This window comes from Longimicrobium sp., assembly GCF_036399255.1.
Classification (GTDB): Bacteria; Gemmatimonadota; Gemmatimonadetes; order Longimicrobiales; family Longimicrobiaceae; genus Longimicrobium.
In genome coordinates this window covers 1-25,367 of the sequence record NZ_DASWNM010000005.1, presented here as the reverse complement: position 1 = coordinate 25,367, position 25,367 = coordinate 1, and the positions used below count along the sequence as shown (strand labels likewise).

The following is a 25,367-nucleotide window of genomic DNA, read 5'->3' as shown; positions in this document are numbered from 1 at the left end:
CGGGACGGTGACCTCCCCCAGCGTCATGCCGGGGGTAGGGGGCCTATGCGAGAAACCGGAGAATCATCCCCGCAAATCAGCGCCAGCACGTCAGATGGCCGCGCTGAAGCATGTTTACAGCTTAGTGAATGACCGAGGATCTACGTTTTTTTAGCCGGACGCCGAGCGCGGAGTCTTATCACCATTTACTGCAGGATGGCGTACGCGGCCGGCGGACGTGCCTCACCAGTGCCGAAGAAGCCAACCGCACAATGCGTGGATCGGCCCCATATCCGCGAGATACGAGAAATGTGCGGTGTCGAAATAGACGAGCATTGGCGATCCCGCGAGAATGGTTTGTGTGGTGAGGCTGCAGGGCGGGTCCCAGAGGCGTGGTGCGCCGGCGCCGTCCAGCCTTCCCTTCCCCCCTTCGGCCGCGTGCCGCCCTGCCTGCCGGGCCTGCCCGCTACGGCAGCATCTCCACGTACCCATCCGTTCCGTGCACGCGGATGCGCTGCCCATCCCGGATGAGACGGGTGGCGTGCTGCACACCGACGAGAGCGGGCAGGCCGTACTCCCGCACGATCACGGCGCCGTGGGTCATCAGGGCCGCCGACCTCCGTCACAGGCCCTTGATCGCGACGAACAGGGGCGTCCGGCTGGGGTTCGTGAAGGCGGTGACCAGGATGTCGTCTGGGCGCGAGATCGGCCTCCGCGTGTCCCAGGATGACGTGCGGCGCGGGGGCCTTTAGGTGCGCAGCGGAATTCAAGGCCATACGAGCCCCCTGAGCAGCACAACCGCAGTTTTGCCCGGGTAGGACCGATCCGATCTAGACGAAATCATTGACCCGCAGCCCGTAATCCTACAGCTTGAAACGGTGCATCTTGGCACCGTCTCCCGTTCACCAGCCATAGAGAACCCATGAGCAAGATCAAGCTTCAGGTGGATGCATTGCGGGTGGAGAGCTTCGATACGGCTGTCGCATCCTCCGCGCGCGGAACCGTGCGCGCCCGACAGTCTATGGATACGTATCACCATACACAGTGCGACGAGACCTGCGCGGGGTATGATTGCACGCGTGCGACACTCTGCATAAATAGTTGCCAGCTGATGTGCGTCGCCAATGCCGACGTCGCCCCCAATGACGCCGCCTGACACAGCTCGATGGTTTGGCGCGACGACGCAGCAGCCGCGGCGAGTTTCACCACGGCTGCTGCGGCTGCCCCCGGGTCACTCTGCGAGGCGCCGCACCACCTCGACCGCGCCGCGCTTATAGACCGTCACGCACACCAACCCATCCCGCGGATCGCGAACCTCCCTCCAGCGGTCCTTCTCGCGCTTTGAGGACCCCATAGGCAGTGCGTCGCCTCGTCCCGTCCGTCTTTACTTACCTTGTCCAACCCACGTGCCGCCCGACACCCGTCGGTCCCTGCCTCGCTAAGCGGAAGTTCCGCAGGCTGAATCGCGGCAACCTCATGGGATGTATGAGGTTGCCGCTCTTTTCACGTCTCGTTGTACCCATGTAATTGGTGCAAAGCACCCTTGCTGTGTTTACTTTGGGCGCTTATCTTGTGCGCATGTACATCGACATCGTCCCCAACCGCTCCTCCCCGCCCGCCATCCTCCTGCGTGAATCCTCGCGCGAGGGCGGCAAGATCCGCAAGCGCACCCTGGCCAATCTCTCGGCCTTGCCGTCCGAGGCGGTGGCGGTCCTGCGGCGGGTGCTCAAGGGGGAGACGCTCGTGTCAGCCGGCGAGTCCGTCCGCGTCGAGCGCTCGGTGCCGTACGGGCACGTGGCCGCCGTCCTGGGCACCATCCGCCGCCTGAAGCTGGACCAGGTCCTCGGGTCCAAGCGTTCGCCGGAGCGCGACCGGGTGCTTGCCATGATCGTGGCGCGCGTGCTCGCTCCCGACAGCAAGCTGGCGACGGCGCGCGGCTTGGGCGAGGACAGCGCATTCGCGGCGCTGTCGCAGGTGCTCGGGCTGGAGGACGTCTCCGCCGACTCGCTGTACCGTTCACTGGACTGGCTGCTGGAGCGGCAGCCGGTGATCGAGTCGAAGCTCGCGGCCAAGCACCTGCGCGACGGCACGCTCCTGCTCTACGACGTGAGCTCCACGTACCTGGAGGGGCGGCACTGTCCGCTGGCGGCGCACGGCTACAGCCGCGACGGCAAGCCGGGGAAGATGCAGATCGTCTTCGGGCTGCTGACGACGCCAGAGGGGTGCCCGGTGGCGGTCGAGGTCTTCGCCGGCAACACGGCCGACCCGGCGACGCTCGCCTCGGCCGTCGCCAAGGCGCGCGAGCGCTTCGGGCTCAAGGGCGTGGTGTGGGTGGCCGACCGCGGGCTGCTGACCAATGCGCGCATCGAGGCCGAGCTGCGCCCCGACGCGGACTTCGGCTGGATCACCGCGCTGCGGGCACCGGCCGTCCAGGCGCTGTACGAGGAAGGCGTGCTGCAGCTCTCCCTGTTCGACGAGCAGGGCTTGGCCGAGATCCGCTCCGCCGAGTTTCCCGGCGAGCGGCTGATCGCCTGCCGTAACCCGCAGCTGGGGGCGGAGCGAGCGCGCAAGCGTGAGGCGCTGCTCCGGGCGACGGAGAAGGAGCTGGAGAAGGTCGTGAAAGCCACGCAGCGCGAGAAGAGGCCCCTGCGCGGTGCGGAAACCATCGGCCTGCGGGTGGGGCGCGTACTGGGCCGCTTCAAAATGGGCAAGCACTTCCGCCTGGAGATCACCGGCACCGCCTTTCGCTTCGAGCGCGACTCGGAGCAAATCGAGGACGAGGCCCGGCTCGACGGCATCTACGTCATCCGCACCACCGTGCCGAAGGAGGAGATGACGGCCGACGCGGCCGTGACGGCCTACAAGAGCCTATCGCAGGTGGAGCGCGCCTTCCGCTCGTCCAAGACGGACTTGGACATCCGCCCGCTGCACCACCACACCGAGCCGCGGGTGCGCGCCCACGTCTTCCTCTGCATGCTCGCTTACTACGTGGAGTGGCACCTGCGCCGCTCACTCGCGCCGCTCCTCTTCCAGGACCACGACCGCCCCGCGGCCGCCGAACAGCGCGCGAGCGCCGTCGCGCCGGCGGAGATCTCGCCCGCGGCACGGCGGAAGAAGGCCCGCGGCCGCACCGACGACGGGCTTCCCGTCCACAGCTTCCGAACCCTCATGGCCGAACTCGCGACCGCGAGCCGAGCCCGCGTCCGGGTCGGCGACCACGCCTTTGACCAGCTCGCCTCGCTCACTGCGCTGCAGGAGCGCGCCCTCAAACTCCTCGAGGTACCCTGGCGATAGTCTGTACCCAGTAGCGGGAACCCCGCTTTTTTGCTTAAGTCAAAGCACCACAAGGAGTAGTACGCCCTGCTCTTTGCGGAACTTCCGGCTAAGCCAGGATCTCGACATACCCGTCCGTTCCATGCACGCGAATCCGCTGCCCATCGCGGATCAGCCGGGTGGCGTGCTGCACGCCGACGACGGCGGGGAGGCCGTACTCGCGCGCGATCACGGCGCCATGCGTCATCAGACCGCCGACCTCCGTCACCAGGCCCTTGATCGCGACGAACAGGGGGGTCCAGCTGGGGTCCGTGAAGGCGGTGACCAGGATGTCGCCGGGTTCCAGATCGGCATCCGCCATGTCCAGGATGACGCGGGCGCGCCCCTCGACGGTCCCGGCGGACACCGCCAGGCCGACCAGCGCGCCGGCCGGCAGATCATCGCGGCGGTACGCGCCGTTGATCATCTCGCCCTCCGACGTGAGCACGCGCGGCGGCGTGAGCACCTGGTACGACCGGAACGCGTCCTTGCGCCGGCGGATGAGCGCGTCATCCACCCGGCCCGTGCGCACGACGTCGTGGAGCTCCTGCAGCGTGAGCCAGAAGATGTCTTCCTTCTCCCGAAGCACGCCGGCCTGCAGCAGGCGCCCGGCTTCTTCCATCAACGCCTGCTTGTAGACGAAGTAGCGGCTGACGATGGCATACTTGGGATACTCCCGGTACCCGGCGAACGTCCGCACCCGATCGATCATCCGCTTGGTTTCCTCGGCCTTCCCTTCCCCGTCCGGCAGGGCCCGCAGGCGCTCCAGCACCTCTTGCTCCTGATTTTCGGCCTCCCGCCGCCCCTGCTCGAATCGCCGCGCGGCCTCGCCCGGCGGAAAGTTCCGGACGTTGCCGAGGATGGCGGGGACGAGCATGGTGGGGCGCTCGATCCAGCGCGGCCGGGTGATGTCGATCTCGCCGGGGCAGCGCATTCCGTACAGGGCCAGCCAGGCCTGGATGGCGTCGCGTGCTTCCCGCCCACCCGCGAGCCGGGGCAGTTCGTCGAGGAAATGCTCATCCTCCGCCTGCTGCAGGAGCGCCACGACCTCCGGATGCGGGCGGATGGCGTCCGCGACGTCGAGGAGCGCCAGCCCCATCTCAGACGTGACGTTGCCGGGGACGGACTGCGAGAGCGTACCGGCCGCGTTCTGGATGCCGAGCCACGCCTGCAGCCGCTCGTTGAGCCACCACGTGGCCTCCGCCCCCGCCATGATCACCCGCGTGCTGAGCGGATCGCCCAGGAACCGCTTGTGTTCCTGGATGGCCTCCAGCAGGAACTCGATCAGCGCCGGTCCGGACTTCCCCGCGATGTCGCGCTTCAGGGCGGCGAGGACCGCCTCGCTGCGCTCGACCAGCTCGGTGACGATGGCCGGATCGGTCTCGATCGGCGCGGGTGCATCGCCCGGCGGCGGTCCCATCGGAGCCTCGTCCGGGCGTAGCGGAATGAAATCGCGGTCGATGATGGTCTGCAGCGCGTCCCCCACCAGCAGATCGGACTTCGCCACCATCCCCATCAGCCCCGCACGACCCGCAGGCGACGAAAGGTGCCGCGTAATGTCGACGAACAGCCGTCCGCCGGCCTCGTGCATGGGCGCCATGGCCGTCAGCAGCCACACGGAGAGCCCCAGCGGTTTCATGGGGTCGGTCATCATCTGCTGATGGCCGACGGAGAGGTAGACGTGGTTCTCCCCGTCGGCGGCGGCGGCGGGGATGGGGAACAGCGTGGTGATCGGCCGGCTCTGGACGATGTGGAAGTCGTCATCCGCCAGGCACCATTCGATGTCCTGCGGGCGGCCGAAGTGCGCTTCGATCCGCCGGCCCAGTTGCGCGAGCCGCACGGCCTGTGCATCCGTCAGCGCGGGCTGCGCCTGCCGCTCCGGCTCGATCGACTGTTCCTCCGTTCCGCCCGCCGGCGAGGGGAGGATGGCGAGCTGCTTGGCGCCGATCGTCCGGGCGACGACCTCGCCATCCCGCACCTTGTAGGTATCCGCATTCACCAGGCCGGAGACCAGCGCCTCGCCCAGGCCGAAGCTGGCCTCCACGGACGCGACCTTCCGGTTGCCGGTGATGGGATCGGCCGTGAACAGGATGCCGGACGCCCGCGGAAAGACCATCCGCTGCACCACCACGGCCATGCGGACCGTGCGGTGGTCGATGCCGTTCCGCAGGCGGTAGGTCACGGCGCGCTCGGTAAAGAGTGAGGCCCAGCACCGGCTTACGTGCTGGAGGATCGCCGCCGGCCCGACGACGTTCAGGTAGGTGTCCTGCTGGCCCGCGAAGGAGGCCGTCGGCAGGTCCTCCGCCGTCGCGCTGGACCGGACAGCACAGGCGGCCTGCTCGCCGAGGCGGGCGAGCGCGCCGGTGATCGCCGCCGCCAGGTCGTCGGGGATGGCGAGCGATTCAATCGTCTGGCGGATCTCCCCGCTAAGCGTGCGGATCGCCTCCCGGTCGTCCAGTTCCAGGCGCGACAGCCGGTCGAGCAGATCGTCAATCGACGGCGCTTCGGCCATGATCCGCTGAAAGGCGTCCGTCGTCACGCAGAAGCCGGCGGGCACGCGTATGCCCTCGATCCGCGAAAGCTCCCCCAGGTTCGCGCCCTTGCCGCCGACGACCGTGACCTGCGTCTGGTCGATCTCCCGGAAATCCAGCACGTAGCGGTCGGTCATCAGCGACTCCAGTTCCACAGGTTCGAGCCTAAGCCGGGGATTTTTTCGGCCGACAACTCTGCAACCCGCCCCCCGTCTTCCGGCAAGCCCGGGGGCATGTTATAATTTGATCACGCGGGGAGGGCGTGCTCTCCTTTTGCGTGCCGGAAGCACCGACATGAATCAGACAGGGCGCAGGGGATACGATCCCCCGCGCCCTTTGTGTGTCCGCCAGCGTCGCCAGCCCGTTGCGGCGCCGGCGGCTCAGACGCCCGCGGCGCGCTCGTTCCGCGTCCGCCGGGGCGCGATCCGCTCGGGTGTCTCGAGGGCTCCGGACGCGGCGGCGCTAAGGAACCGGCGAAAGGTGGGGCACTCCATGTGGCTCGCCGCCGGGCAGGCCGCGGCGTGCCGCAGCCCGTCGCGCATGGCGGTCAGCTGCCGGATGGTCCGGTCGAGATCCTCCGCCTTGTCCGCCAGCATCTGCCGGTCGATGTGCGGCTCGCCGCCCGGCGCGAACATCCGCGCGATCTCGTCGAGCGAAAAGCCCGCCGTGCGTCCCACCGCGATCAGCGCCAGCCGCTCCAGCACGCCGGGATCGAACAGCCGCCGCAGGCCATGCCGCCCGGTGGAGGCGATCAGCCCCTTCTGCTCGTAGAACCGCAGCGTGGAAACCGGCACCCCCGCGCGCCGCGCCACCTCACCGATGTCCATCTCTCTCTCCCCCTCTTGACCTCAAGTCGAATTGAGGTTGCATCGTGCGGTTGTCGCGTGTCAAAGTCAAGCAAACAGGGGAGGTGGAAGATGGAGATGGAGCGCCACAACGACGAGCAGATCACGCTGTGGAACGGCGTTGCCGGACAGGCCTGGGTCGATGAGCAGGCGCTGCTGGACCGGGTCCTCGCGCCGTTCCAGGACCTGCTCGTCGAAACGGTCCGCGCATCGGCCGCACGGCAGGTGCTGGACGTGGGCTGCGGCACGGGGAGCACGGCGGTCGCGGTTGCGCGGCTGCTCGCCGAACGCGGCCGCTGCACGGGGATCGACGTTTCGGAGCCGATGATCGCCGCCGCCCGTGCCCGCGCCGAACGGGAGCGCGCGCCGGCGAGCTTCGTCCGCGGAGACGCGCAGGTCTACGCGTTCCAGGAGCGGAGCTTCGACATGATCATCTCCCGCTTCGGCGTCATGTTCTTTGCCGACCCCGTCCAGGCCTTCGCGAACCTGCGGCGCGCGGCAAAGGACGGGGCCGCATTGCGGTTCGTCTGCTGGCGAAGTGCCGCGGAGAACCCGTTCATGACCACCGCCGAGCGCGCCGCCGCGCCGCTTCTGCCCGAGCTTCCCACCCGGCTCCCTGACGCGCCGGGGCCGTTCGCGTTCGCGGACGAGGGCCGGGTCGCCGGCATTCTGAAGGAGAGCGGCTGGACCGAGATCGACATCCAGCCGATCGACGTTCCCTGCACCCTGCCGGAGAAGGAACTGGTCCGCTACCTGTCGCGGTTTGGTCCCGTCGGCCTGGCGCTGCGCGAGGCGGATGAGCCCACGCGCACCCGCGTCATCGAGACGGTCCGCGCGGCGTTCGATCCCTACGTGCACGGCGACGAGGTCCGCTATACGGCCGCCTGCTGGATGGTCGGCGCCGCGGCCCCGGCGGGGGATTGACGGCAGACGCGCCGATTCCGATCGTAGCCGTCCGCGCACGGAGCCCCGCCCGATAAACCGGATCGGCCCGCGTCCTGAAGACGGGGCCGATCCCAAACCACGATTTCGTCAGGAGCGGGAGAATGGCCAGGCAGGTGCTGTTCGTTCACGGCGGCGGCGAGGGTGCGTACGATGAGGATGCGAAGCTCGCCGCGAGCCTGCGGGGCGCACTGGGCGCCGATTACGTCGTGCGCTCCCCGCGGATGCCGAACGAGGAGGAGCCGGACTACGAGGTCTGGAAGAACGTCATCGCCGGCGAGCTTGCCGCCATGGGCAGCGGCGCCGTTCTGGTTGGCCATTCCATCGGCGCGTCGGTGGTGATCCGGGCCGTCGTCGACGGCGGCATCGGGCAATCGCTCGCCGGCGCGTTTCTGCTGGCGACGCCGTTCTGGTACGATCACGAGTTCTGGCGCTGGGACGAAGTGAAGCTGCCCCCGAACGCCGCCGAGCGGATTGCGAGCGGCCTGCCGGTGTTTCTCTATCATGGCCGGCAGGACGAGGTCGTCCCCTTCTCCCACGTCGAGATGTATGCGCGGGCCCTGCCCCAGGCCACGATCCGCCGTCTGGACGGGCGCAACCACCAGCTGAACGACGACCTGGCGGAAGTAGCGCGGGACATCATGCTTCTGCGCTGATACCACACCCGGTAAGATTGCGCTGATTTCCTGAGGCTGAGGGGGTGTTTGAGAATCCTGGGCTGCGCACCGGAGCGCGTTGACTTCCTGAGGAAGCGCACACAGAACCGTACGCTCCTCAACCGTTTGCGCGCGACCGAAGGACCTACTCTCGGCAGCCGCGGGGCCGGATGCCGAGCTGCGATCCACCCCCTCGGTTGTGCCGGCCCAGTCCTTCTGTCGGCGCGAAAGTGCTTTCGTACCAGGGGGTCCGGAGCAGCGCCCCCTCAGGCTCAGGAAAGTCAACACTTTGGCGATTTTTTAACACACTCTGAACTCGACGCTCAGGAGAGGCTTCCCGGGCCTACACCTCCGCGGCGGGCGCGCTCATCACCTGCCGCACCTCGATTGCCATGTTCAGCGGAGCGCCATCGGGGCCGGGGGCGGCCGAGGCCTTCGCGGCGATCTGGTACGCGCGCTCCGGCGTGTCGACCTCCACGATCCAGTAGCCGGCCAGGAACTCCTTGGCCTCGGCGAAGGGCCCGTCCGTCACCGGCTCGCCGTTCTTCCCCGCCCGCACCAGCTTCGCCCTGCCCGGCGGGGTCAGCGCCTGGACCTCCACCCACTCGCCGGCTTCGCGGAGCTCGCGGTTGATGCCATTCAGGTGCTCCATGTGCGCCTGGAGGCGCTCCGGGGGCCAGCCGAAGATCTCCCACTCCCCCGTCCCACGCGGCATGTGCATCATCAGAATGTACTTCATGGTCGGTTCTCCCTGGTGCCGTGATCGGCGGTTGCGATGGAGCCGTTGACCGGCGCTTTCATGCCGTAGTCGGAGCCGGCGTCGCGTCCTCTACATCGCCCCGCCGATGCGCCGTCACCCGCTTCCATCCATTCGAGCCCTGGGCCGCGCCGGCTCGTGGTTTCCCGAGGCCACACCTTTCGCGGAGGGCTGCGGCGGGGGCACGAATCCTACCGCTTGCTCCAGTCCCCGTGCAGAACGAAAGGAACGATTCAAACGCAGAGTACGCGGCGCTGAAAAGAGAGTTCGCGGAGGACCATCGGGCCTGTTCTCCGCGAACTCCTTTGTTCTCCGCGTACTCTGCGTTGAAGTGCCCTGCCCGGATTGCACGGAATCCCAGGAACGGGAATCCGGCTCCGAGGTGGGTCAAGCACACACGCGCAACCGCGAGCGGCTGCCCCATACCTTCGCCACGGTGCATCACGGCGTGCCTTCGCGTCCGCATGCTCAGCCGGTACGCGAATCTCCCGGGAAGTTCCGAACCGGCTCTAGAGCTCCTCTTCCCCCAGCTTCACCTCGGAGTTGCCCACACTCTCCTCGGGCTCTTTCTGATCATCCAGGGCGGCCTCCCTGGTCTCCGGGACCTCTTTCTTGCGCAGGGCGAGCAAATCGGCAAGGTTCTCCCGTGCCTGTTCCCCCTCCTTCTGCCCGGCACGCGGAACGATCAAGCCGCCCGGCTGCACGTCGCCCTGTTCGTTCTTCTCGACGACCAGGTTCGCCCGAGGGTCTACGTTGCTGACCTCAGTCTGCACACTACGGTTGAGGACCTCGACATCCCGTCCAGCCTGATCCATCCGGGCCTCGCCGTCCCGCAGCTGCGCCTCCGCCCGAACGGCGCCGGCCTCGTTCCCCTTGCGCCGCATCTGGTCGATCTCGAGCTGCAGCTTCTCCCTCTCCAGCGGCGCCTTGCGGTAGTTGGAGATCACCGTGGTGAGGCCAACCACGCCCACGGCGGCGGTCACCAGCATCACCGCCGTCTTGAGCAGATCCTGGTCCTGCCCGGGGGGGGTGCTCCCCGGCGGCGGGGTGATGTCCGACTGCACGCCGACGATCTGCGTCTGCGTCCCGTCCGCCTGCGTGAGAGTGCCCGTGAAGGCACGCGTCGCGCCCCCGCTCTTCAGGCTGGTCAGGGAGAAGAGAAGCGAGCCCGCGGTGTCGTTGACGGGCGTGCCGTCGTTGTCCGCCTTGAGCCAGACGAGCTGCCCGCCGGAGAACACCGGGGCGATCAGCCACTGGTTGCCGTAGCCGATCCGGACCGGGCCCGACGCCTGGGGACTGATGGTCAGCAGCGGGCCGCTGGTCCGGGTCCCCTGCTGGTCCACGAACTGTGTGGAGTACACGCCACACCAGTAGGCGATCTGGTTCGCCTCCACCATCGCCTCCGCCGCGGCGACCTCGTCGACGGTGGCCTTGTAGCCGCTGGCCCGCAGGAAGTCGTCGATCGGCGTGGTGTCCTTGTCGGTGCTCGCGGCGACCGTATCCAGGACGGTGGCGTAGCCGCGGAGCAGCGCGACGCTGGTGACGAGGTCGCCCACGAAGCGGACCGCCTCGGGGTTCAGCTCGGAAACGGGGCTGTTCATCTCTCCTCCTGTGACGGGCGTTGTGAAGGGATGGATCCGACCACCATCTCGCCCACGGACGGCTCCACGAGCGGGTCCACTCCGGCGGCGCGGGCGAAGAGCTCGGCGTCGCCACCGCCCAGGGCGCAGGCCCCGAGGCCCAGCGCCTGGGCCCCGAGGCAAAGCGTCTGCTGCAGGACCCCCACGTGCTTGAGCACGAGGGCGTAGGCGATCGACTCGTACTTGTAGGCGACGCGGGCGATCCGGGCCGAGAAGACCAGGAGCACCTGCGGCGGGTCGGCGCTCGCGTAGCACCGCGCCGCGCCGGCCAGGAGCCGCGCCACGTCCGCGGGCCGGGCGCCGCGCGGCTCCAGCGCGTGCGTGTCGGCCAAGTAGCGGTAAAGGCCGGGGCCGATCCCGCCGCAGCGCCCCGCGGCCACGTACACCTCCAGCTCGTACGCCCGTCCGCCGCTCGGGTACGGCCGGTCGGTCACCTGCCACTCGCCGTGGGCCCGGGTGCCCCGGACGCGCGCGCAGCGGTACAGGAGCGTGGAAAGCTCCCCGGCGGTCATCGAGGTCTCGCCGAACGCGCGGTGCGAGCGCCGGAGCTCCACCACCTGGAAGAAGTCGCGCGGCGGGGCCTCCGCGGGCGGCGGCAGCGCCACCGCAACGCCGCGCGGCGCCACCAGGGCGGGCGGCACGGGAACCGCGCCGCGCAGGCGCCAGGTCCCGCCGTACGGGGCGTCGCCGCGTCCCATCCGCGAGCGGACGTGCAGCGCCAGGTCGTGCGGCTCCCACACGGCCGGGTGCACCTCGTCCGCCGTCACCAGCACCCGCGCGCGCCACAGCTCGCCGGCGACGACGCGGGCAAGACGGCCGTCCGCCGCCGGCACCCCGGCCAGCCGGGCGGCGGCCGCGGCGACCGCCGCCCCCTCCAGCCGCACGCGCACGCCGGCGCGCGGCTCCTCGACGAGCATCTCGCCCCCGGCGAAACGGCTTCCCGCGTACGGCGAGGCCGCGGCCCCCTCCGGCGGCGGACCGGCGCGAAAGGCGAAGCCGGGCGCCAGCGGCTGCAGCCGGATGGCGCCCGCGCCGCCCAGCAAAACCACCCGGTCCAGAAGCGCGGCCGCGCGAAGCGGGGCGAGCTCCGGGCGGGAGTCCGCCTCGCCGGCGTCGATGCCACCCTGCACCAGCCGATCGACCAGCGCGTGGAGCCCCGCGCCCAGGCGCAGGCGGACACCGCCCGCCCGGACCGCCACCGCGTCGCCGTCGCTCTCGACGACCGCACCGGTGCGGAGCATCGTGCGCGGGGAAGGCGCGCTCAGAAGTAGATGTCCCACTCGTTCAGCTCCGCCGGGGAAAGCTCGCGCTCCAGCCACCCCAGGGCGACCGGAACCGAGTACAGGCGGCCGGGCGCCAGCCGCCGCCAGAAGTGCCGCAGGCCGGGAACCATCACCTTCACCACCGCCAGGTCCACGTCGGGACGGCTCTGGTCCACCACCAGGACCTCCAGCCCCCGCGCGGCCAGCGCCCCGGTGGCACGGGAGAGCTGGATCCCCACGTCGCCGGGCGGCGCCGCGCCGAAGCACCCGCGGACGCAGGGCTCCTCGCCGGAGGGCGCCAGCCAGGGAAGCGAATCGATGCGCGCCCGCTCCCTCCAGGCGCACGGGCGCGCCCCCGGGGGCGGGAAGGCGGCGGCCGGCGTCCGGGGCAGCGACTGGTTCACCTCCGTGAGCGCGCGCACCAGGGCGATGTCCGCGTCCAGGTGCGCCCCGAACCCGTACACGATCTCTCCGCCGGGACGCACGGCGGCGGCGGCGAAGACCGGGACCGCGAGGTCGTGGGTAAGGTCGAGCACCCACGACCGGCAGCCCAGCGCATCGTACCGCTCCACCCACGCATCGGCGTACGGCACGCCGAACGAGCGCACGTCCACCCCGGGCCTTTGCAGCCGGTTGAACCACCACACGGCCACCGCGTCGCGCTCCACCAGCTCCAGCAGCCCCTGCAGCGCGGCTTCCTCCACGCAGTTGCCGGCCGCGCAGCCGTTGGAGTCGGCGCGCGCAAAGCCGGGGTGCTCGGCCTGGGGGTGGCCGTACAGGCAGTACGACGCGGGCACCAGCCGCTCGCGGTGGTGGGTGAGCGACCACGCCGGCCGCCACTCCACGGGCACCTGCTCGGAAAAGGGAAGCGGAACGCGCTGGTTGGGCCGGGCCGTGCGGTTCCATGCCTCGCGCGTGGCGTACTGCCGGGCGCTGAAGAGGAGAAGGTCGTGCGGGTGGATGGCCCAGGCGTCCACCTCGGCGTAGGGGGCGCGCCGCGCCGGCTCGTCGCCCTGGTACGTGCCGCAGTAGCGCTCCACCGCCTCGCAGACCGCGCTGGCGCGCGCCTCGTCCCGGGTGGCGCCCTTTCCCCCCGCGCGCAGGGCCAGGCGCCGCCGAAGCGCCTCCACGGTGTCGCCCGGCGGGGCGAAGGCATGCTCCGCCACGTAGCTGAACGCCAGGGCCTCGCCCTCCGGCGAGCTTTCCCGGGGCTCTCCCACCACCCCCGTCACCGCGTCGATGGACGAGCGGAGGCGCGCCAGGGTGCCGTGCGCCTCCACGGTGCGGATGCCGCCCGGCAGCCGGAGCGCCGGGACGGTGGCGCGGGGCCGGACCGGCGGCGGGGTGCGCGCCGGCTCAAGGGGAACGCCGCAGGCACGGCACTGCGGCCGGCGCGTGACGGGGTGCCGCGAGGCGGACATCGTCCCCAGGTCGAAGCTGATCAGCGAGTCGCCCGCGCCGGCCGCGCCGCCCAGGAGGCGGAGCGTCTCGACCGCGGCCAGCTGCACGCCGATCTCCAGGACGGCCGCGGGCGCCGCGGCGCCGGCGCGCCGCGCGTCCATCCACCCGCGCAGGGGGGAGCGCAGGCGCAGCCGGTGCGCCAGGCACTCCCAGCACGGGCCTCCATCCCGGCCGAATACGGGGCCGATCATGAGCGTCCGGCCGCACGGGCGGGCGAGAAGCCAGGGCGTGCCCAGGCGGCGGGCGTTGACCGCGGCGAGCTCGCGGCGCAGGTAGTGGCCGGTCAGGACGACGGCCGGGGAGGCGGCGGCATCCACCACGACGCCCAGCCGCGCCAGGGCGCCGGCGAAGGCCTGGGGCACCTCCGCCGCGAGCCCCACGGTGTGGAGCGCGACGCGGTCCACGCCAGCCGCCACGCCCAGCGCACCGCGCGCGATCCCCGGGGCGTCGCCGGCCCCGGTGACGTGGCCTCCGCGCCGCAGGCCGGCGAGGAGCGCTCGCACGGGAACACCGGGAAGCTCGCGCTCCAGCGCCTCCACCGTGCGGCTCCCGTCAAGAAGGGGGAGAAGCCGGGACACGCCCGGCCCGTCGAAGAAGGTGGCGCCGTGCTCCGACTCCACGACCACGGCGGCGCCCAGCGCGACGGCGCGTCCGGCGGCGGTAAGGAGGGGGCGTTCCAAGGGCGGCTCCGATCTGCCGGCAACCGGCACGGGAAGAGGCCGGGCGCGCCACTCCCGGAGCAGCGCACCCGTGGAGCCGCGGCCCACGGGAGCCGCGGAGGATTCGCCTTTACGCGCAACAGCAGAGGTCGGCGAGGATGCCGACCACGTCCCCGGCCACGTCCCCGGTCACCTCGCCGGCCACGTCCCCGGCGGCGTCGTCCTCCACGCCGCTGGCTACGTCGTCCTCCACGTCGCTGGCTTCTGTCCTGGTGACGTCGCTACTCGCCCTGCCGCGGGCCTCCCCCTCCTGCGCCGTCGTGCCTCCCTGCTCCTCGACCGGCGCGGCGCCGCCGCCGGTCGACTCCGCGGAGGCGATCTGCCGCGCGGTGGTCTCGATGTCGGCCTGCGCCCTGCCGATGCTGGCGAGCCGCTGCTCCACCTGCGCCTGCGCCTGCTCCAGCTGCCGCTGGAGGGGCTCCAGCCGCTGGACCTGCCCCTGGATCCCCTGGATCCGCAGGTACGTCTCGTAGGCGCTGTGGATGAGCTGCGCCACCATGAGCGCCTGGTTGATGGCTCCGACGACCTTGTCGATGATCTGCACCACCTTCAGGAAGGTGCCCGGCGTGCGCGCGCGCGTCCCGGGCTGGGTGCCCACGTATCCCACCCAGTCGTGCTGCACCCCGTCGTACGTGCACGTGCCGGCGAACTGCGGCGGATTGCTCCCGCCGCCGGCCGATGCGCCGCCTCCCGGGCCGCCGCTGGCGGAGCCGGTGCCGGCGCGGTGCATGACCACGCGCGCCGCCGACGGGTTGGTGCCTGCCCCCGTCCATGAGAGGGTCAGCATGGAGTAGGTGAAGCCGGTGAGGGCCGTGCCGCCCACCGAGACGGTGGGCCCGTCCGCGCCGAGCCCGATGACCACCTCGGGGCCCTGCACCTGCTGACCGGGGTCATCGGTGGGGGCAAGCTCCGTCGCGTAGGTGCCTTGCCACGGCCCCAGCTGGCTGAGGACCGCCTGGCCGCTGCCGGCCACGTCCTGGACGGTGGTCCGGTAGCCCTGCCCGACCAGGAAGTTGTCGAGGATCTCGGGCCTGTACACCGGGTTCGCCGTGGCCTGCATCTCGGCGCCGACGAACCCGTTGTAGAGGCTCCAGTCCGAGATGAGGTCGCGGACGAATCGCTGCGCTTCCGAAATGTTGTCCGGCATCGCGGGTGATCTCCTTTCGTCCTGAGCGCCGGGGGTCAGAGCGCCGCGTCTTCAGCCAGGCCGCCGATGTCTTCGAAGACGTCACCCGCGTCGTCATCGCCTCCGCCCGTGTCGCCGCCGATCCGGTCGTCGCCCTCGCCTGCGGGCTCGACCTCGTCCTGCACGGCCTCGTTCAGAAGGTCCTGCTGCGCCTCGCTGGGGGCCTGCGCCTGCGCGGGCAGGTCGAGCGGCGTCTCAGGGCTCCCCTGCACGACTTCGCTCATGGTGCTCTCGACGTCCTGCTCGGGGAACTGGTCCACGTTCTCCTGCGCCCTGTCCCCCTGGCCCAGGGCGTCCTCCTGCGACGACTCGACGTCGGTCTGCTGCTTCTCTGCCCGGGCCTGCGCCCGCGCCAGCTCCGGGTCGTCCGGCTTCCCGGCGAGCTCCTTCTTCAGCTGCTGGATCTCCTTGCCCGCCTTGTAGAGCATCACGAAGTTGAGCGTGATGAACGTGGTCTGCGCCACGAAGTTCACCACCGCCTCCGCGATCTGGAGCGCGCTCATGTCCTGCCCCGGAGGCGCCTTGCCGCTGGCGGCCGCCTTCTGCAGCTCGTCGGCGGACATCAGCACCCCGGCGATGGGCTGCGTGCCGGAGCTGTCGGTGATGGTGCCGTAGAACGAGCGGGTGGCCGTCCCGTCTGTGGCCGAAGACAGGGTGAACGTGAGCGCTCCGCTGGTTTCGTTGGTGCCGTCGTCGCTGTTCCACGAGAGCAGCAGGTTGCTGAACTGCGGATCGATGATGAACTGGGTGCCGTAGCCGATCTGCTGCGGCCCCGTCCCGTACGCGTGGATGGTGAAGACCGGACCGGCGCTCTTGCTGGTGCCGACCAGCGTCTTGTACCCTCCCGACCAGTAGTAGAGCTGGTAGGCGGGGAGTTGCTTCTGCGCCAGGAGCACCTGCTCGACCGTGCAGTCGTATCCCCGCGACACCAGCCAGTTGTCGATGATCTCCGCCTCGTACGTCTTGTTCTTCGAGGCGGTGGAGATCTCGGCGTAGTACGCCTTGAGCAGGTCCACCTTCTGGAACATGTCCTTGCAGAAGCGGACCGCGTCCGCGGGGAGCTGCGTGGTGCCGCTGCCGGTACCGCCGCTGGTGGGTTCGGTGGAGCTCATGTCGCTTCTCCAGGTGCAGGGGTTGGATTCCGGCCCGCCCGCCGATGCCGGCGGACCGGGACGTCAGTGTGTCGCCGGTGTCGGGCGGGCCGCCGGACTCCGCGCCCGCCATGACCAAGCGGCTCTCGCGGCCCTCCCGCGTCCCCGCGCCGGCCACCGGCCGCGGCGCGGGATGATGCCGCCGTCCGGAGCCGCGGAGCTCAACCGTGCCCGCGCGCAGCCCGCTGCGTGGAGGTGGAGAGCACCAGCCCCGGACCGTAGTCGCCACGGAGAACGGCGGCGAAGACGTCCTCGGCCACCCCGTTGAAGTTCAGGAACAGGTCGGAGATGTCGTCGTTCGGGAACTGGACGACCTGGGCCTGGAACACCACCCATACGCGCGGGCCGATGGGCGGCGTCGTGGACGCGATGACGGTTTCCACGAAGAGCGGGTTCGCGCCGAGCGCCGCCCGGACGACGCCCTGCAGCTCCTCGTTGCTCCCCACGAGGCGGGCCGGGTACGGCTGGCCGGCGGGGGACAGCACCTTGACCTGGATGGTGTTGCCCGGGTACTGCGGCGTAAGGATCGTCGCCAGGCCGGTTCCCGCCGCCGGATCCTCCACGGTCACCTCGATGACCTGCGTTCTCCCCTGCTCCCGGGGCTGCCCCACCCGTACGCCCGGCGCCCTGCCGATCGTGGCCGCCAGCTGTCTCTGGAGGGTAATCCAGGGCGGCGCGAGGCCGGGCTGGCTGGCGCCGTCTGCGACGTTGCTCATGAGCTCTCCCTCCGGGATCGAAGTTGGCGCGGCGGGCGTCACGCGGCGGGGCGTCACCCGCCACCCGTGGCCGCTCCATCGCGATTGCGGCCGCCGCGTGACGACCGTGCGAAGCGGGGCCGGCGGGTCCGGCCCTTCGCCGTGAACCAAGCTGGCGGCGGGCACTGCCCCGGGAGGTATCCGGATCCGTCAGCGGCGGGTCCTGGCGCGACGCGGCCGCGTTCACCGGGGCGCCCCGCTCCGGCACCGGGCGACGAACAGGTGCGCCAGCCGGCGCACGCCCCCGCTGGCGGCCAGCTCGGCGGGGCGCAGGCCGGCCACCCGCCTGAGGCTCTTGCGCAGCGCCGACGCGCTCGAAAACTCCAGCACGGCCGCCGCCCCCGCCACGCTTCTGCCATCCTCGAGCAGCCGCGCGGCGTGCAGCAGCCGCCGCCACGCCAGCAGCTCCGCGGCGGCGGGAAGGCCCTCCGCCGCCAGCAGGCGCCCCAGCGTGCGGGCGGTGCCCTGCCCCGCCAGCCGTGCCAGTGCCGGAACGCTCCCGGGATCGGCGGGCGAAACCAGCATGGGCCCCAGCCAGCGGTGCACGGAGGCCGGCACCACCTCCGCGAGCGCGGCCACCATCTCGTCCAGCGGACCGCGCCGGACGAGCGCGTCCAGGACGCGGACCACCGCGTCGGGGCCGTCCCTGCGGACGCACACGATTCCGCGCACCCCCAGCTGCGCGAGGGCGAACCCGTCCGTGGGGGGCCGGCCGTGGAAGTCCGCGAGCGCGACCACCTCCACGCCGGGGGCCCGGGCCCTCAGGCGGCGGATCTCCGTCGCGGCGAACGCGCCGTCGTGGTACGGGTCCACGAACGCCACCGCCGCGGGCGTCGCGATGGCGAGCGCGGTAAGGTCGCTCCACCCGCGCGAGGTGCGGACGACGTGGTGAACGCCGCCGGCGGCCTGGCGGCGCAGCGCGCTGCGCAGCGTGTCCATCGCGGAAGGAGCGGGAGAAAGCAGCAGGAGATCGCCCATGGCGCGCACACGCCCCGGTGCGTTGGTGGCGGAGGGCCAGGGGGCGCTCCGCGCCGCGAAGGGCGATTCCCTGCCCCCCTCCGGCGCGGGTTATCTACGCTGGACCCCTCAATGTCCTTTCCCGGCGGGGATCACCGCCCCCATTGATCCTTCCGGGCACGATCTCACTCTCATGGAACGACCCCTTTCAATCGGCGGATGGCACGGTCGCGGGGAGGGCCGCCCGCACGCGCTGCGGCGCTGTCGAACGGATTCGAGGAGGCAGACCTCCCGCGATGTGCCGACTTGCCCGGTACCCGCTTCCACCATCCACCCGACGGCGGACGTGCGACGAAGGACGCGGGCGAACGCCCCGCGCAGGACGAAAGGACGTTCCGGGTGCCGGGCGACCGCTGCCCGGGAGACCCGCGATCGGCCGATGTCGCGGCTCCGTCGTCCACCGCGGCCCGCCCCAGCCACGGCTTCGTTGACCGATATCCGCGATACGCCGTGCGCCCGCAGGAGAGAGATCACGCGAAGGAAACGCGAGAGGACGCGGGGAATCCACGTCTCTGCGTCCTCATATCATCTCCGTTGCTCCGTGTCCTCCGCGTGATCCCGCTGGCTCCGAAGGGCACACCGGGAAAAAAAGAGCGGCAACCTCATGGACCACATGAGGTTGCCGCGTTTCAGGCTGCGGGGCTTCTTGTCTTCTCCGTGTCCTCGGTGTGACGTAGAATCCGGGAAAACAACACCTTCATGCGTACAGAGGAACAGAGTCAGACAGAGAACCAGGCCGATATTTCAGCTCGCTTTCTCTGTCTGACTCTGTTCCTCTGTACGATTCTTCTTTTTCAGGATCTGGTCTGAGGATGACACGGCCGGTGGGGAATCTGGTATGAGGGGCGTGCTCGACGCGCGGCGGCACCTGCGGGTACGTCTCGCGGGGTACGCGCCATCCCGTTCGAGGCCGGAGCGTCACCGCGCGCGGCCCAGCGTCAGGCTCCACAATCCGCGCGCCGACAGGATGAGGGAGAAGAGCGCGGTCACGCCGAGCGCGAGAAGCGTCCAGATGAAGAACAAGGCTCCGCCAGAGCTGGCGACGGGGCCGCCGGCGCCCACCCCGCTCCCCATCATGTGAAGGACGGGAACCGCCATCCCAAGGAGTGCCCCGAGAAGCATGATGACGTGCCCCGACCGCCGCTCGGCGAGCACCAGCGTTCCGTACAGCCAGGCGGCACAGATGGGCACGACGGGGAGACTGGACACCGTTCCCGGCTCCATGCCGCGGGCGATGTCGTCCGCCACGTGAAAGGTGAGGAAAAGGATCGAGAGCAGGGACGCGGCGGTCAGCAGGGCGGTCTGCTTCATCCGGGACTCTCCCGCCAGGCGTTTGCGCCCGCGCGAGCGGCGGATCCCGCGCGGTCGTGCCGGACGGGCACCGGCAGCGTGCGGCGGCCCTGGATCCTCCACAACCAGTAGAGCATCGTACCGAGCAGCAGCAGGATCGGCAGCGCGCGCATGGGTGCGCTGGTGAACGGCTCGGGAAGGACTTTCGCCACGCGCTCCCGGATGGAAAAGAACGATCCGGCCGCGATCAACAGGGCAAAGCACATCCGCCACAGATGGCGCGCCAGGCGCGGCCCGCCGCGGGGCATTCCCGATCGCATGATGCGCAGGTCCCCCGCCGCGGCAACGAGCAGGAGGGTGGCGATGACCAGGGACATCACGCCGATGGTGCGAAACGGAACGCCGGCGGAGTTCAGGCCGGGCGTGTTGATGAATTTGACGCCGCCCGCGAGCATGAGGAGCGCAAGTCCCACCGCGACCGCCAGCGCGGACCCGTTGATGCGGCGGGTCCACGGCGACGTGGGGCGGACGGTCGTCCACGCCGTGCCGGCGAAGTAGGCGGCCAGGAGCCCCGCCACCAGATCGCCGGGACCCCTGCGAAGTCCCAGGACCGAGGCGGTGATGCCCATGACGAGCATGGACCAGACGAACAGGACGCCGCCGCGGCGGTGAACGGTCCCCCCCTTCTTCGCCAGCAGGGCCACGGCGCCCAGCACGATCGCCAGCCCCCCCGCGACGACGTGGATCGGCAGGAGCATGCACCCTCCCTTTCAGTGAGCGGCCTGGATGGAGTGTCGGACGGACATCGGCCGGGGTGACCGGCGGGCGGCGATGCGGGACGGCCGGGCGCCGCGCCGGTGCGATCCCCGGCTCCGGCCCGCACCGTGTCCGGGAGCCAAGGTGGGTGGCCGCGGAACGCGCCCGCAACGGCCGTGCGACGAAGCGCGGATTCGGGCGGACGAACGGCGGCTACATCTGCCTGAACAGGTGCACGTAGCCGCGGCTCACGGGGAGCACGTCGCCGCGTCCCTTGAGGTGGATCTCGGCGGTCTCGTTCTCGTGCCGCGTCACGTGCCGGATGGCGCGCAGGTTCACCACCACCGAGCGATGGACCTGCGCGAACTGCTCCGGGTCCAGCTGCTCCAGCAGGTCCCTGAGCGGCACACGGACCACCGCCTCGACGGGTTTCTCTCCGTCGCGCCACGCCACGACCGTGTACTTGGCGTCGGACCGGAGGTAGTCGACGTCGTCGGCCGCGACCAGGCGCACGGTCTTTCCCGACTGCACCCGGATCCAGCGCAGCGGCGCCTTTCCTCCGCCCCGCAGCCGCGCCAGCTGGGCGCTGAGCTCCTGCAGCAGCTGCTCGGTGTTGACCGCCGGCCGCGACGACCGCACGCGCTGCTTCAGGCGGCCCACGGTTTCGGCGAGCCGCGCCTGCTCCACCGGCTTCAGAAGGTAGTCGAGCGCGCCCTGCGCAAAGGCCTGCACCGCGTAGTGGTCGTACGCGGTGACGAACACCAGGTGCGCGCGGCACCCGATGTGGTTCGCGGCATCGACGCCCGAAAGGCCCGGCATGTGGATGTCGAGAAAGCAGATGTCGGGATGCAGCGCTTCGAAGAGCCGCACCGCCTCGCGGCCGTTGCGCGCCTCGGCCACGATCTCCAGCTCGGGCCAGGCCTCCGCGAGCTGGCGCCGCAGCGCATCGCGCAGCAGCGGCTCGTCGTCGGCGATCAACGCCGTCGCGTGGGCGTTCACGTCTGCGCCGGCATGTCGACTTCGACGGCGGCGCCGCCGGTGGCGCCGGACGCCAGGCGCAGCTGCGCCGCATCGCCGAAGGTCACCCGCAGCCGCTCGCGCAGGGTCGCAAGCCCGGTCCCCGGACCGCCCGCCGGCGGCTGCAGCCCCACGCCCGTGTCGCTGACGCGGACCACGCAGCGTTCGCCGCGCCGTGCGATGTCGATGTCGATCCGGCCCCCTTCTTCACTGGGGTCGATCCCGTGGCGCACGGCGTTCTCCACCAGGGTCAGCAGCGTGGTCGGAGGACAGCGAAGCGCCAGCGCCGCCGGGTCCACGCTCATCGCGTACTCCAGGCGGTCGGGCATGCGCATCTGCATCAGCTCCAGGTAGGGCCGCACCAGCCGCAGCTCGCGCTCGATGGTCGCGGCGGGATCGTGGAGCAGCGGCACCGCCGCGCGAAGGTACTGGACGAGGCTTTGAAGTACGGTCGACGCGTGCGGCGAACCCGAATCGACGAGCGCCTGCACGTTGGCGAGGGTGTTGAAGAGAAAGTGGGGCGCGACCTGCGCCTGCAGCAGATGCAGACGCGCGTCGAGCGCCTGCCGCTCCAGCTCGCTGCGCTCCAGCGCGAACGCGAGGTTCTGATGCCGGGCGACGGCTTCCTTCTGCCGGACGACCGCCGCGAGCGCCGTCCACGGCGCGACGAGAAGGGAAAGGTGCGTAAGGAGCATCCAGTCGTGGTGCTCCAGGAAGGGCGGCGCACCGGGCGGGGGAGGATGGTACATCGCGAACAGCGTGACCGGCACCAAAGCGCCGACGGCGACGACCTGGAGGGCCCATCGCTGGAGCCAGCGGGGCAGCCGGCGGGGCCACACTTCGAACAGCGCAAAGGCGGCCGTCGCCGACACGCCGATGATGAGGGTGCGGACGAAGAACGCCGACGGGGCGCTCTTCGCCAGGGCCGACAGCAGGAACCCGGCGGCGGCGGAAATCGCCAGCGCCACGGCGGCCCGCCGCGCCGTCCTGGCAAGGATGCCGGCCGGCTTCGCGGCCGCCGTCTCTTCGGGCATGCCCGCTCGCGATCTCTTCATCCGTGGGCGTAAACGGGGCTTCCAGCGATCGCGCGGGGAGCGGGAGGTGGTGTCCGCGTACCCAAATCCCTTCCTCGAGCGAGCCCGAAGCGCAGGATCGGAGACCGGGATGTCGTGACGACGACGATCACGAATATGCGCCACGGCTCACGGGCGCGACAGCGACATGCGACGGACGGCGGATTCCCGCGCCTGAACCGCGGGAACGCCACCAGAAGGGCCACGCTCGGGCCGAGGGTCGCGGGCGGTCCGGCTGTCCACCGAACCTGCACCGCCTGGGCCTGGGAAGGTGTTGCTAACCCTCGTCCTGTGATTGGCTTCCTGAGAGTGTGTTTAAGAATCCCTGCGCTCGCGCCCCTCTGTCATTTCGAAGGAGGCGCCGCACCGCACCATCGGTTCGCACGAACCCCTGCGCGCCGACTGAGAAATCTACTGTCTGCTGCTGGTGCCCCGCCGCACCGCTCCGGCACTGGCCCTGTCCGCCCGTGTCGTAGCCGCGAAGCAGGCACGGCTACCGCGTCTGCCTTCCAGCAATCCGACAGGGGATTCCTCGGCCTTGCAACCTCTGGTGTGAAAGCAGGCTACGGCGTGGCCGGGCCTCGGAATGACAGCGCTGAGTCCGGTCGAAAAAGTCCGGAGCGGCGGCGGATGCCTCGGATTTGGGGGTCCTCCGCAGTATCCCCAAGTCGAGATCGTGCGTCTGAACGCATCCTCCGAAGTCGACTTCTCCACACCTGTGTGGATCAAGCGGCATGGGCGACTTCTTGGACCGGGCTCAGCGCTGGTAGATCTGCCTGGATGCGCAGCGTCGGATTCTTGAACACGCTCTAAGGGAATCGTCGGTTCAGGTGCGTGCTGCCGGATCGGTGAATTCGACGGTCATCCGCAGGGTGAACGGCACCCGCTGCGCATCGCGAAGGGCCGGCTGAAACCGCACCTCCCTGAGCGCGGACTCCGCGGCCGGTCCGAACGCGGGATCGTAGGTGGAGCTGATCTCCCGCTCCACGATCTGATTGGTGCCGGGGACTTTTTGTTGAACGACCGCCCGCATGTGGTCCGCTCCATCCATTCCCGAACGATCGACCACACGCACGTTCTTCACGATGCCGCTTGCGTCGATGTCGATGTCGACCAGCACCGCGGTCCGGGGCCGTACGCCGATGAAGCGGCTGGGATAGTGCCTGCGCATGCTGGCGGCGAGAGCCTCGCCGTTCTCCGGCCTCGGCAAGTGGCTCACCCCGGCCAGCTTCTGCACCTGGTCTGATTCCGGACGCCTGCTGTCGAGACTCCCTGTCCCAGGCGCGGCGGGAGTCTCCGTACCTGGCCCCGCTTCGCAGGCGGCGGTCGCGAGCACGAATGCGGCGAGCAGGATGGGTCGAAGTGTGGGGGGGCGCATGGATTTCATCCTCCTCGTCACCACGGAATCGCAGAAAGCAAGCTGGGTCCGGCTCCGGGAATCTGACCGTCGCAGGAGAGCTTCTCACGAGCGTATTGTAACGCATTATAAGTTGCGCGTGTTTGGCGTCAAGTAATCGTTTGTTTCGTCGCGGGTGACGCCCATCGGTGGGCTGGTTTACAACAAAGAAGCGTGGGGTCTTGGCGCCGGTCCCTTCAGTTCACTACGTTCCGCGAGCCCGGCACGGTGCCGGGCCCGCGGTTCGCTTCCCGCTCCCCATGCTGATGGCCGCCCGAGAGCAAGCGCAGCCCACACGCACGTCGCCGTTCGCGGTGCTCACCGCGGCGGTGTTCGCCGTGCTGCTGCTGTGGTTCGTGTACAGCGTGGCGCACGTGCTGCTGTTGCTGTTCCTGGCGGCGCTGTTCGCGCTGTTCCTGGCCGCCATCATCGACTTCCTCCAGGAGCGGTGGAGGGTGCCGCGGGTGGCGGGGGTGATGGTGGCGCTGGTGGTGACGGGCGTGGGGGCGACCGCGGTGGGGTGGCTGGTGCTGCCCCCCGTGGCGCGGCAGACGCAGGCGCTGATCACCGCGCTGCCGGCGCAGATCCAGGTGTGGATGGCCAGCCTGCGCGACCTGACCGCCCAGTATCCGCTGCTGGCGGCGGTGCTGCCGCCGGAGCGGCTTTCGGAGCAGCTGTCCGGGCTGGCGCAGAACGCGGGGCAGTACGCGGCCGGCCTGTTCCCGGTGGTGTTCGACACGCTGCACGTGCTCATCAACTTCGTGAGCGTGCTGGTGATGGGCATCTACATGGCGCTGCGGCCCGAGGTGTACCGCGACGGCATCGTGTCGCTGGCGCCGCCGGTGCACCGCGAGCTGGTGCGCGACATCCTGGCGGACCTGGCCCGCTCGCTGCGCGCGTGGATCGGCGGGCAGATGCTGGCCATGGTGTTCCTGGGCGTGCTGACGTGGATCGGCCTGGAGATCCTGGACGTGCCCTTTGCCCTGGCCTTTGGCGTGTTCACGGGCGTGCTGGTGATGATCCCGTTCTTCGGCACGCTGGTCTCCACGCTGCTTCCCGCGCTGTTCGTGCTGGGAAGCGGGGGCGTGGGGCACGCGCTGCTGGTGGTGCTGCTGGGGCTGGTGGTGCACCTGATCGAGGCCAACTTCGTCCATCCGCTCATCATGGAGCGCCGGGTGCACCTGCCGCCGGTGCTCTCCATTTTGAGCGTGCTGATCATGGCGGAGCTGCTGGGCCCCGTGGGCCTGCTGGTGGCCGTGCCCGTGCTGGCGACAGTGATGGTGATCACCCGCCGCATCTACGTGCACCGGCTGCTGGAGGGCAAGGGCTTCCGCCGCTTCGTGCGCGACACCCCGTCCGAGATCCGCCTGCCGGACGGAACGCTGCGGATGGACGCGGCGGGCGTGAGCATTCCGGCCGTCCTGGAGGAGGCCGGGTCGGCACCACGGTAAAGTGCGTGAGTGCGGAAGTGCGTTAGTGCGGTAGTGACCTTTCCCGCGGGCTCCTGCCGGCGCACCTTACTCACGCACTCACGCACTCACGCACTCACGCACTCACGCACTCACGCACTCACGCACTCACGCACTCACGCACTCACGCACTCACGCACTCACGCACTCACG

20 protein-coding genes and 1 pseudogene are annotated in these 25,367 nt (G+C 70.2%); 5 read left to right on the top strand and 16 right to left on the bottom strand.

From position 1 onward, the window contains the following. Positions 1-445 precede the first annotated feature (445 nt). Positions 446-704 (bottom strand): annotated as a pseudogene (locus tag VGC13_RS33370) (PEP-utilizing enzyme); the annotation flags it as partial. Positions 705-901: 197 nt separating this feature from the next. Here VGC13_RS33370 and VGC13_RS00470 point away from each other — a divergent pair. Together VGC13_RS00470 and VGC13_RS00465 are read left to right on the top strand one after the other, a co-directional pair. After that, positions 902-1,135: a hypothetical protein gene (locus VGC13_RS00470; protein ID WP_331123219.1), complete on the top strand. Its 234-nt coding sequence runs from the start codon at positions 902-904 to the stop codon at positions 1,133-1,135. A gap of 422 nt (positions 1,136-1,557) precedes the next feature. Further along, positions 1,558-3,273 carry an IS1634 family transposase gene (locus tag VGC13_RS00465; protein ID WP_331123218.1) on the top strand — a complete coding sequence of 572 codons (1,716 nt, stop codon included), beginning with the start codon at positions 1,558-1,560 and terminating at the stop codon, positions 3,271-3,273. Positions 3,274-3,361: 88 nt separating this feature from the next. Here the strand turns inward: VGC13_RS00465 and rph are convergent, their stop codons facing one another. Both rph and VGC13_RS00455 read right to left on the bottom strand, forming a co-directional pair. After that, the gene (rph, locus tag VGC13_RS00460; protein ID WP_331123217.1) at positions 3,362-5,959 is read right to left on the bottom strand and encodes a rifamycin-inactivating phosphotransferase; all 2,598 of its coding nucleotides are present in this window, start codon (positions 5,957-5,959) and stop codon (positions 3,362-3,364) included. A 243-nt stretch (positions 5,960-6,202) separates the two neighbouring features. Beyond that, positions 6,203-6,649, bottom strand: coding sequence for a helix-turn-helix domain-containing protein (locus tag VGC13_RS00455; RefSeq protein ID WP_331123216.1), 447 nt, complete (start codon positions 6,647-6,649; stop codon positions 6,203-6,205). A 90-nt stretch (positions 6,650-6,739) separates the two neighbouring features. Here VGC13_RS00455 and VGC13_RS00450 point away from each other — a divergent pair, with 90 nt between their 5' ends. Both VGC13_RS00450 and VGC13_RS00445 read left to right on the top strand, forming a co-directional pair. Next, on the top strand, positions 6,740-7,591 hold the full coding sequence (locus VGC13_RS00450) for a class I SAM-dependent methyltransferase (protein WP_331123215.1): 852 nt from the start codon (positions 6,740-6,742) through the stop codon (positions 7,589-7,591). A gap of 122 nt (positions 7,592-7,713) precedes the next feature. After that, positions 7,714-8,265: an alpha/beta hydrolase gene (locus tag VGC13_RS00445; protein WP_331123214.1), complete on the top strand. Its 552-nt coding sequence runs from the start codon at positions 7,714-7,716 to the stop codon at positions 8,263-8,265. Between the two features lie 343 nt (positions 8,266-8,608). Here the strand turns inward: VGC13_RS00445 and VGC13_RS00440 are convergent, their stop codons facing one another. From VGC13_RS00440 to VGC13_RS00380, 13 genes are all read right to left on the bottom strand, one after another. Next, the gene (locus VGC13_RS00440) at positions 8,609-9,004 is read right to left on the bottom strand and encodes a YciI family protein (protein ID WP_331123213.1); all 396 of its coding nucleotides are present in this window, start codon (positions 9,002-9,004) and stop codon (positions 8,609-8,611) included. 527 nt (positions 9,005-9,531) lie between these two features. Then, positions 9,532-10,623 (bottom strand): hypothetical protein, encoded by a 1,092-nt coding sequence (locus tag VGC13_RS00435; RefSeq protein ID WP_331123212.1) that lies wholly within the window; start codon positions 10,621-10,623, stop codon positions 9,532-9,534. Beyond that, the gene (locus VGC13_RS00430) at positions 10,620-11,903 is read right to left on the bottom strand and encodes a SagB family peptide dehydrogenase (RefSeq protein WP_331123211.1); all 1,284 of its coding nucleotides are present in this window, start codon (positions 11,901-11,903) and stop codon (positions 10,620-10,622) included. The genes VGC13_RS00435 and VGC13_RS00430 overlap by 4 nt, the downstream gene beginning before the upstream one ends. 20 nt (positions 11,904-11,923) lie before the next feature. Continuing rightward, complete coding sequence (locus VGC13_RS00425; RefSeq protein ID WP_331123210.1) at positions 11,924-14,065, bottom strand: TOMM precursor leader peptide-binding protein; 2,142 nt, start codon at positions 14,063-14,065, stop codon at positions 11,924-11,926. Between the two features lie 109 nt (positions 14,066-14,174). Next, on the bottom strand, positions 14,175-15,251 hold the full coding sequence (locus VGC13_RS00420; protein WP_331123209.1) for a hypothetical protein: 1,077 nt from the start codon (positions 15,249-15,251) through the stop codon (positions 14,175-14,177). A 35-nt stretch (positions 15,252-15,286) separates the two neighbouring features. Next, positions 15,287-16,402, bottom strand: coding sequence for a hypothetical protein (locus VGC13_RS00415; RefSeq protein WP_331123208.1), 1,116 nt, complete (start codon positions 16,400-16,402; stop codon positions 15,287-15,289). Positions 16,403-16,602: 200 nt separating this feature from the next. Beyond that, complete coding sequence (locus VGC13_RS00410; RefSeq protein WP_331123207.1) at positions 16,603-17,157, bottom strand: hypothetical protein; 555 nt, start codon at positions 17,155-17,157, stop codon at positions 16,603-16,605. A 222-nt stretch (positions 17,158-17,379) separates the two neighbouring features. Beyond that, a complete protein-coding gene (locus VGC13_RS00405) occupies positions 17,380-18,135 on the bottom strand; it encodes a helix-turn-helix domain-containing protein (RefSeq protein WP_331123206.1) in 756 nt (251 codons plus the stop codon). A 996-nt stretch (positions 18,136-19,131) separates the two neighbouring features. After that, positions 19,132-19,524, bottom strand: coding sequence for a hypothetical protein (locus VGC13_RS00400; protein WP_331123205.1), 393 nt, complete (start codon positions 19,522-19,524; stop codon positions 19,132-19,134). Further along, the gene (locus VGC13_RS00395) at positions 19,521-20,261 is read right to left on the bottom strand and encodes a hypothetical protein (RefSeq protein WP_331123204.1); all 741 of its coding nucleotides are present in this window, start codon (positions 20,259-20,261) and stop codon (positions 19,521-19,523) included. The genes VGC13_RS00400 and VGC13_RS00395 overlap by 4 nt, the downstream gene beginning before the upstream one ends. A gap of 211 nt (positions 20,262-20,472) precedes the next feature. Then, positions 20,473-21,258, bottom strand: coding sequence for a LytTR family DNA-binding domain-containing protein (locus tag VGC13_RS00390; RefSeq protein WP_331123203.1), 786 nt, complete (start codon positions 21,256-21,258; stop codon positions 20,473-20,475). After that, the gene (locus VGC13_RS00385) at positions 21,255-22,331 is read right to left on the bottom strand and encodes a sensor histidine kinase (RefSeq protein WP_331123202.1); all 1,077 of its coding nucleotides are present in this window, start codon (positions 22,329-22,331) and stop codon (positions 21,255-21,257) included. Before VGC13_RS00385 ends, VGC13_RS00390 begins: the two co-directional genes overlap by 4 nt. Before the next feature lie 844 nt (positions 22,332-23,175). Further along, a complete protein-coding gene (locus tag VGC13_RS00380; protein WP_331123201.1) occupies positions 23,176-23,586 on the bottom strand; it encodes an energy transducer TonB in 411 nt (136 codons plus the stop codon). 425 nt (positions 23,587-24,011) lie between these two features. Here VGC13_RS00380 and VGC13_RS00375 point away from each other — a divergent pair, with 425 nt between their 5' ends. Continuing rightward, positions 24,012-25,196 (top strand): AI-2E family transporter, encoded by a 1,185-nt coding sequence (locus VGC13_RS00375; RefSeq protein WP_331123200.1) that lies wholly within the window; start codon positions 24,012-24,014, stop codon positions 25,194-25,196. Positions 25,197-25,367 lie beyond the last annotated feature (171 nt).